We start from the raw sequence: 6615 nt of genomic DNA, 5'->3' as shown, positions 1-6615 counted from the left end.
GCATCGGCGAGCCACTCGCAGTACGGGTCCTTCTTCGCCTCGGCGAGCTGCCCGCACTGCTCGGCATAGTCGATCCACCCTCCGCGCCGCCGGTACTCCCGCCGCTGTTCGAGACCGGTGTTCCACACCGCCCGGCAAATGCCACCCAGCCTTTCGGCGAACGCCTGCTGCCCGAAGTCGAACTCCAGGCGGTACTTCCGGCCCGCCAGCATGCGCAACACCCCCTCTTCCACAGGATGCTCACGTCTCACCGACTCGAACACATTATCATCTGGTCTATGAGCCAGGAAGTCGAATATCGACGAGGCAGACACGTGGTTTCCGCGATGCACGCCCATCTGGTCTTTATCACCACATATCGCGGCGGCGAAGTAGCTGGGTGACCAGAAGGGGCCGTGCATGATGGCGCGGTTGACGCTGCCGGTGAACTCCTTGCGCGGGTAGTGCGAGGAGACGCCCTTCAACGAGTTGACGAGTTTGCTGATCGCGACCTTGGGCGGGTAGTGGATGAGCAGGTGGACGTGGTCGTGTTCGCTGTTGAACTCGCGGAGTTCGGCCTCGAAACTGTCGCACACCTCGATCATGATGTCTTCGCAGCGGCGCAGCATCGCGTCGTCGTAGGCGTTTCTGCCTGTGGCGGAGCGCCACTATCGATCATTAAGGCGTATATCGAACAGCAGCGCCGCCCCACCTGAGGCTCCACATCCGCGCTCCGCGCTCCGGGATGCCCGCCTACGGCGGGCCATCCCCCAAAGAGGGACCGCATTCATCCCCGGCCTGAAGGCCGAGGCTTCCTGCGGACCTTCGGTAACGCGGTCGTACGATCTCGCGACTGTGGCGTCCGGCCGTCGGATTCGGCACGCGACTCGCCGCCCTGACCGCTCGATGACCCGTTTTTCGCGCGGTACGCGAGTACGTCATCCATGTCGACTCCCCCAGCCGCGGGTGAACCCGCATTATCGGAAAAGTCCGGACATTTACGCGTAGCTCGGCGGATCAGTTGCCTGGGCTTGTCGTTGGTGCCGTTCGTGTTACTCGGGGCGATCGTTATGACGCCCGTTTGGCTCAACGACTATCGGCTGGCGCGCATGGTGGACGCATCCAGGAGTATCCGCCGCCGCCCGGAGCGGACTTCGGGTACATCGACCCGCAAGTGGAGGTGACCGGCGACTCCGGCGACTGCTGGTACACCATTCGCTTCGAGGTCTCCACCGACCGGCCCGTCCAGGAGGTGCTGAACCACTACCGCCAGGCGAAGATCGAGGATCCCGACGGAGACCTCGATGACTTCGAGATCATGGCCTGGACGCCGTTTGACGAGCCTGGCGTTCAACCGGACGAGACTTCTGCCACGAACCAGGTGATCGTCCACCTGGACGGCATGTATGACGGCGGATTGAGGGACATGCGCTGCTGGTGAAGCGGCGTCACGTACGGGTGACGAGTTTGTCGAAGGCGCGGTCCGAGAGCAGCCGGTGCAGACTCAGCAGGAGCTTGGCCATGTAGCCGACGGCGTACCGCGGCTTGGGGGCCTTGGCGTCGATGGCCGTGCGAATGGACTGGGCGACCACCGAGGGGTCCGAGGCCTTGTTCTTTCCGGCGAAAGCGGCTTCCGCGCGGTCCGCCATCGCGTTCGCGACGGAGGCGTAGGCGCCTTTGCCGGAGACCTCCCTCAGGTCGTGGGGCGTGCTCGACTCGAATTCCGTCTTGATGAGGCCGGGCTGGACGACCACCACCTTGATGCCGAAGCGGCCGACCTCCTGGCGCAGGGTGTCGGAATAGCCTTCCAGGGCGTGCTTCGAGGCGTGGTACCAGGCGCCGAGCGGGAGCGAGATCACCCCGGCGATCGAGGAGACGTTGACGATCGTGCCGGAGCGGCGCTCGCGCATCCCCGGCAGGACCAGCTGGATCAGCCGGGCGGGCCCGAACATGTTGACCTCGAACTGGTGACGCGCGGTGTCGAGCGGCACGTCCTCGGCGGCCCCGTACACGCCGACGCCGGCGTTGTTCACCAGCACGTCGATGCGCTGCTGCTCGGCGAGGATGGTGTCGACGACGCGGCGCAGGTCCTCCTCCTTGGTGACGTCCATCGCGAGGGAGTGGCCGCCGGCCTCGCGGATGTCCTCCATCCGGTCGACGCGCCGGGCCACGCCGTACACCGTGTGGCCGGCACGCAGCAGTTCGAGTGCGGTGGCGCGGCCGATGCCGGCCGAAGCGCCTGTGACGAGGCAGATCTTGGCTGCCATGGAACGACCTTTCATCTGGGGTACGCGGCGTAGAGCCATTCCCGGTAGGGCGGTATCAGGGCTTCCGAGGCGGCGATGATCTCCGCGGCGGCGGCCGCGATCACCTGTGCGTCCGGCTGCTCGGCCGGCTCGTACGCGTGCCGGACGATGTGCGCGAGCACCCTGGCCTTGGCCTCAGCGTCCGGCTCGTCGGGCACCGTGATCACGGTGCCCAGGAGGTAGAAGCTCGCCTGCGTCGCGGTCAGGCCGTAGATCAGGTGCTCGACGTCGTCGCGGAGCAGGCCGTGACGGATCATCACCTCGTGGAAGCGCGCGGTGGCGAGCAGTTCGTGGCTGCGCGTCGCGCTGTCGGCCATCCTGCCCTGAAGGAGCGGCAGGTTGCCGGTGAGGAGCTCCCGCAGCATCGGCCGGCGGCAGCTCACCAGGAACAGCGTGCTGAGCATGCGGTGGGGCAGCACCACGGCCGGGTCACGGCGCAACTCCTCGAGCAGCGTCTCGACGTAGATGATGGCCTCGCGCACGAACAGGGCCTCGAAGAGCTGCTGTTTGGTACGCCAGTGCAGGTAGACGGTGCCCTTGCCGATGCCGGCCCGCTGGGCGATGTCGTCGATCGTCACCTTGCGAACGCCGAGGCGCACGGTCAGCTCGGCCGCCGCGTCGAGGATCCGGTCGGCGCGGTCGGCCGCCTCGCTCGGTCTGCCCAGCGCCATCGTGAGACCTCCATCTGACTTGTTGACCAGCTTAGCAAAAGAAGTCAAAAAGTCACACGGCCCCATGAAGAAGGCCGGTGAGGGGAGCCCTCACCGGCCTGCTTCAGTACGAGTACGACGCTACTTGGCGCGCTTGAAGATCTTGTTGCCCAGCCACACGATCGGGTCGTACTTCCGATCGGCCACGCGCTCCTTCATCGGGATGAGCGCGTTGTCAGTGATCTTGATGTGCTCGGGGCAGACCTCGGTACAGCACTTGGTGATGTTGCAGTAGCCCAGCCCATGCTCCTCCTGGGCTGATTCCTGCCGGTCCGCCACGTCGTACGGGTGCATGTCCAGCTCCGCGATGCGCATGAGGAAGCGCGGCCCGGCGAAGGCGGGCTTGTTCTCCTCGTGGTCGCGGATGACGTGGCAGATGTTGTTGCACATGAAGCATTCGATGCACTTGCGGAACTCCTGGGACCGCTCGACGTCGACCTGCTTCATCCGATATTCGCCCGGCCGCACACCCTCCGGCGGGGTGAAGGACGGGATTTCGCGTGCTTTTTCGTAGTTGAACGAGACGTCGGTGACGAGGTCCTTGATGACGGGGAACGTACGCATCGGCGTGACGGTGATCGTCTCGTCCTCGGTGAAGGTGGACATCCGCGTCATGCAGCCCAGCCGGGGCTTGCCGTTGATCTCCATCGAGCAGGAGCCGCACTTGCCGGCCTTGCAGTTCCAGCGGACCGCCAGGTCCGGCGCCTGCGTGGCCTGCAGACGGTGGATGATGTCGAGGACGACCTCGCCCTCGTTCACCTCGACGGTGAAGTCCTCGAGCTTGCCCTCACCGCCCTCACCGCGCCATACCTTGAACTTTGCCTTGTAGCTCATGACTTTGCGATCCCGTCGAACTCGGTCATCTCTTCGTCGGTGAGGTATTTCGCCAGCTCGTCCCGGTCGAACAGCTTGATCAGGTGGTCGGCCATCGTAGGCTGCACCTTCTCCTCGACCGAGACGGACGAGCCGTCCTCCGTCGAGCAGACGAGCAGCTTGCGGCGCCAGGCCGGGTTCATGCCGGGGAAGTCGTCGCGGGTGTGCCCGCCGCGGCTCTCCTCGCGCAGCAGCGCGGCCCGCGCCACGCACTCCGAGACGAGGACCATGTTGCGCAGGTCGATCGCGAGGTGCCAGCCGGGGTTGTAGATCCGCGAGCCGGCCGCGCCGACCAGCTGCACCCGCTCCTTGAGCTTCTCCACGGCCTCCAGGGCCTCGGAGACCTCTTCGGCCTTGCGGATGATGCCGACGAGTTCGTTCATCGTCCGCTGGAGCTCGTGGTGCACCTCGTAGGGGTTCTCGCCGGAGCGGCCCAGCGGCGCCAGCGCCTCGGCGTGCGCCTCCTCCACGAGCTCCTGGGCCACCTGGGGCCTGGCGGGCAGGCCGTCGATGTACGCGGCGGCTCCGGCGCCCGCTCGGCGGCCGAAGACCAGCAGGTCGGACAGCGAGTTGCCGCCCAGGCGGTTGGAGCCGTGCATGCCGCCCGAGACCTCGCCCGCGGCGAAGAGCCCCGGCACGGCCGCCGCGCCGGTGTCGGCGTCGACCTCGACGCCGCCCATGATGTAGTGGCAGGTCGGGCCCACCTGCATGGGCTCGGCGGTGATGTCGACGTCGGCCAGCTCCTTGAACTGGTGGTGCATCGACGGCAGCCGCCGCTTGATCTCCTCGGCCGGCAGCCGGCTGGACACGTCGAGGAAGACGCCGCCCTGGGGAGAGCCGCGCCCCGCCTTCACCTCGGAGTTGATCGCCCGAGCCACCTCGTCACGCGGCAGCAGCTCCGGGGGGCGGCGGTTGTTGGCCTGGTCGGTGTACCAGCGGTCGCCCTCCTCCTCGGAGGTGGCGTACTTGTCCTTGAACACCTCGGGGATGTAGTTGAACATGAAGCGCTCGCCGTCGGAGTTGCGCAGCACGCCGCCGTCGCCGCGGACCGACTCGGTGACGAGGATGCCGCGCACGGACGGCGGCCAGACCATCCCCGTGGGGTGGAACTGGATGAACTCCATGTTGATCAGCTTCGCGCCGGCCAGCAGGGCCAGGGCGTGGCCGTCACCGGTGTACTCCCAGGAGTTGGAGGTGACCACGTAGGACTTGCCGATGCCGCCGGTGGCGAGCACGACGGCCGGCGCATCAAAGACCACGAAATTTCCGGACTCGCGCCAGTAGCCGAAGCCACCCGAGATGCGGTCGCCGTCCTTGAGCAGGCGCGTGACCGTACATTCGGCGAAGACCTTGATGTAGGCCTCGTGATCGCCGTGCGTCTCGAAGTCCTCCTGCTGCAGCGCGACGACGCGCTGCTGCAGCGTGCGGATCAGCTCCAGACCGGTGCGGTCGCCGACGTGGGCCAGCCGGGGGTATTCGTGCCCGCCGAAGTTACGCTGGCTGATCTTGCCGTCCTTGGTGCGGTCGAACAGCGCGCCCCACGCCTCCAGCTCCCAGACCCGGTCGGGGGCCTCCTTGGCGTGGAGTTCGGCCATCCGCCAGTTGTTCAGGAACTTGCCGCCCCGCATGGTGTCACGGAAGTGCACCATCCAGTTGTCGTCTGAGTTGACGTTGCCCATCGCGGCGGCCGCGCCGCCCTCGGCCATGACCGTGTGGGCCTTGCCGAACAGCGACTTGCAGACGATCGCCGTCCGCTTGCCCTGCTGCCGGGCCTCGATGGCGGCCCGCAGTCCGGCGCCGCCCGCGCCGATGACGACGACGTCGTATTCGTGACGCTCGATTTCCACAGAAAGATCCTTAAGCGAACGGGAAGGCGATGATGCCCTTGGCGACCAGGCGGACATAGAGGTCGGCGCCCATGACGGAGAACATCGAGGCCCACGCGAGTGGCTGGTGCTTGGCGTTGAGCTTGGAGACGAACGTCCAGGCCCGGTAGCGAAGCGGGTGCCGGGAGAAGTGGTTGAGCCGGCCCGCGGTGATGTGCCGGCACGAGTGGCACGACAGCGTGTAGGCGACGATCAGGACGGCGTTGGCGATCAGGATCCACGAGCCCAGGCCGAGCGGCTTGTGGACGACCGCCAGGATCGCGTCGTAGCTCAGGATCGCACCGATGACGATGGCCGCGTAGAAGAAGTACCGGTGGATGTTCTGCATGATCAGCGGGAAGCGCGTCTCACCGCTGTACTTGCCGTGCGGCTCCTGAACGGCGCACGCGGGCGGCGACAGCCAGAAGGACCGGTAGTAGGACTTCCGGTAGTAGTAGCAGGTCAGCCGGAACCCGCCGGGCAGGCCGAGGATCAGCAGACCGGGCGGCAGCGTGTACCAGTCACCGATCGGCGCCCAGCCGAACAGCCGCGCGCCCTCGGCACACGAGGTCGTCAGACACGGCGACGAGAACGGGGCGATGTACGGATCGATGTAGTAGCTGCTGTCAATGATCGCCCACACGCCGTAGACGAGGAAGGCGCTGAGCGCCAGGAAGGTCAGCAGCGGGGCCAGCCACCATCTGTCGGTGCGCAGCGTGCGCACCTTTATCTGCGCACGCTGCCTTCTGACAGGAGCATCGGGCGTCGTTTGGGTCATCGCGGACCTCTCCACCTCCCGCGGACCCTGCTCGCAGGGAATCCGGGTCGTTCGCTTGGCGCGTGCACGGCGGGGCATGGCCTCCGCTCGCAGAGCGCTTTGGT

The 6615-nt window shown here is 66.6% G+C and carries 7 protein-coding genes and 2 pseudogenes; 2 read left to right on the top strand and 7 right to left on the bottom strand.

Features of this window, described 5'->3' with window-relative positions:
- Positions 1 to 212, bottom strand: a 212-nt coding sequence (locus tag AB0L53_RS38790; RefSeq protein ID WP_364005213.1) for a helix-turn-helix domain-containing protein, incomplete at its 3' end; no start/stop codon positions are given.
- Between the two features lie 51 nt (positions 213 to 263).
- Here AB0L53_RS38790 and AB0L53_RS38785 point away from each other — a divergent pair.
- Positions 264 to 362, top strand: a pseudogene (locus AB0L53_RS38785) (IS200/IS605 family transposase); the annotation flags it as partial.
- Positions 363 to 365: 3 nt separating this feature from the next.
- Here the strand turns inward: AB0L53_RS38785 and tnpA are convergent.
- A pseudogene (tnpA, locus tag AB0L53_RS38780) lies at positions 366 to 578 on the bottom strand (IS200/IS605 family transposase); the annotation flags it as partial.
- 482 nt (positions 579 to 1060) lie between these two features.
- On the opposite strand from tnpA, the gene AB0L53_RS38775 reads away from it, so the two are divergent.
- Positions 1061 to 1420, top strand: a complete 360-nt coding sequence (locus AB0L53_RS38775; protein WP_364005191.1) for a hypothetical protein — start codon at positions 1061 to 1063, stop codon at positions 1418 to 1420.
- Between the two features lie 7 nt (positions 1421 to 1427).
- Here AB0L53_RS38775 and AB0L53_RS38770 read toward each other — a convergent pair whose 3' ends face one another.
- From AB0L53_RS38770 to AB0L53_RS38750, 5 genes are all read right to left on the bottom strand, one after another.
- Positions 1428 to 2246: an oxidoreductase gene (locus AB0L53_RS38770; RefSeq protein ID WP_364005188.1), complete on the bottom strand. Its 819-nt coding sequence runs from the start codon at positions 2244 to 2246 to the stop codon at positions 1428 to 1430.
- Positions 2247 to 2257: 11 nt separating this feature from the next.
- Positions 2258 to 2956 (bottom strand): helix-turn-helix domain-containing protein, encoded by a 699-nt coding sequence (locus AB0L53_RS38765; RefSeq protein WP_364005185.1) that lies wholly within the window; start codon positions 2954 to 2956, stop codon positions 2258 to 2260.
- 120 nt (positions 2957 to 3076) lie between these two features.
- Positions 3077 to 3829, bottom strand: coding sequence for a succinate dehydrogenase/fumarate reductase iron-sulfur subunit (locus AB0L53_RS38760; protein WP_225300743.1), 753 nt, complete (start codon positions 3827 to 3829; stop codon positions 3077 to 3079).
- Positions 3826 to 5772, bottom strand: coding sequence for a fumarate reductase/succinate dehydrogenase flavoprotein subunit (locus AB0L53_RS38755; protein WP_364005181.1), 1947 nt, complete (start codon positions 5770 to 5772; stop codon positions 3826 to 3828). Before AB0L53_RS38755 ends, AB0L53_RS38760 begins: the two co-directional genes overlap by 4 nt.
- Complete coding sequence (locus AB0L53_RS38750) at positions 5726 to 6511, bottom strand: hypothetical protein (protein ID WP_357944144.1); 786 nt, start codon at positions 6509 to 6511, stop codon at positions 5726 to 5728. Before AB0L53_RS38750 ends, AB0L53_RS38755 begins: the two co-directional genes overlap by 47 nt.
- Between the last annotated feature and the right edge of the window lie 104 nt (positions 6512 to 6615).

It is taken from the genome of Nonomuraea sp. NPDC052129 (genome assembly GCF_040680095.1).
Taxonomy (GTDB): Bacteria; Actinomycetota; Actinomycetes; order Streptosporangiales; family Streptosporangiaceae; genus Nonomuraea.
This window is presented reverse-complemented; position numbering and strand designations above follow the sequence as displayed.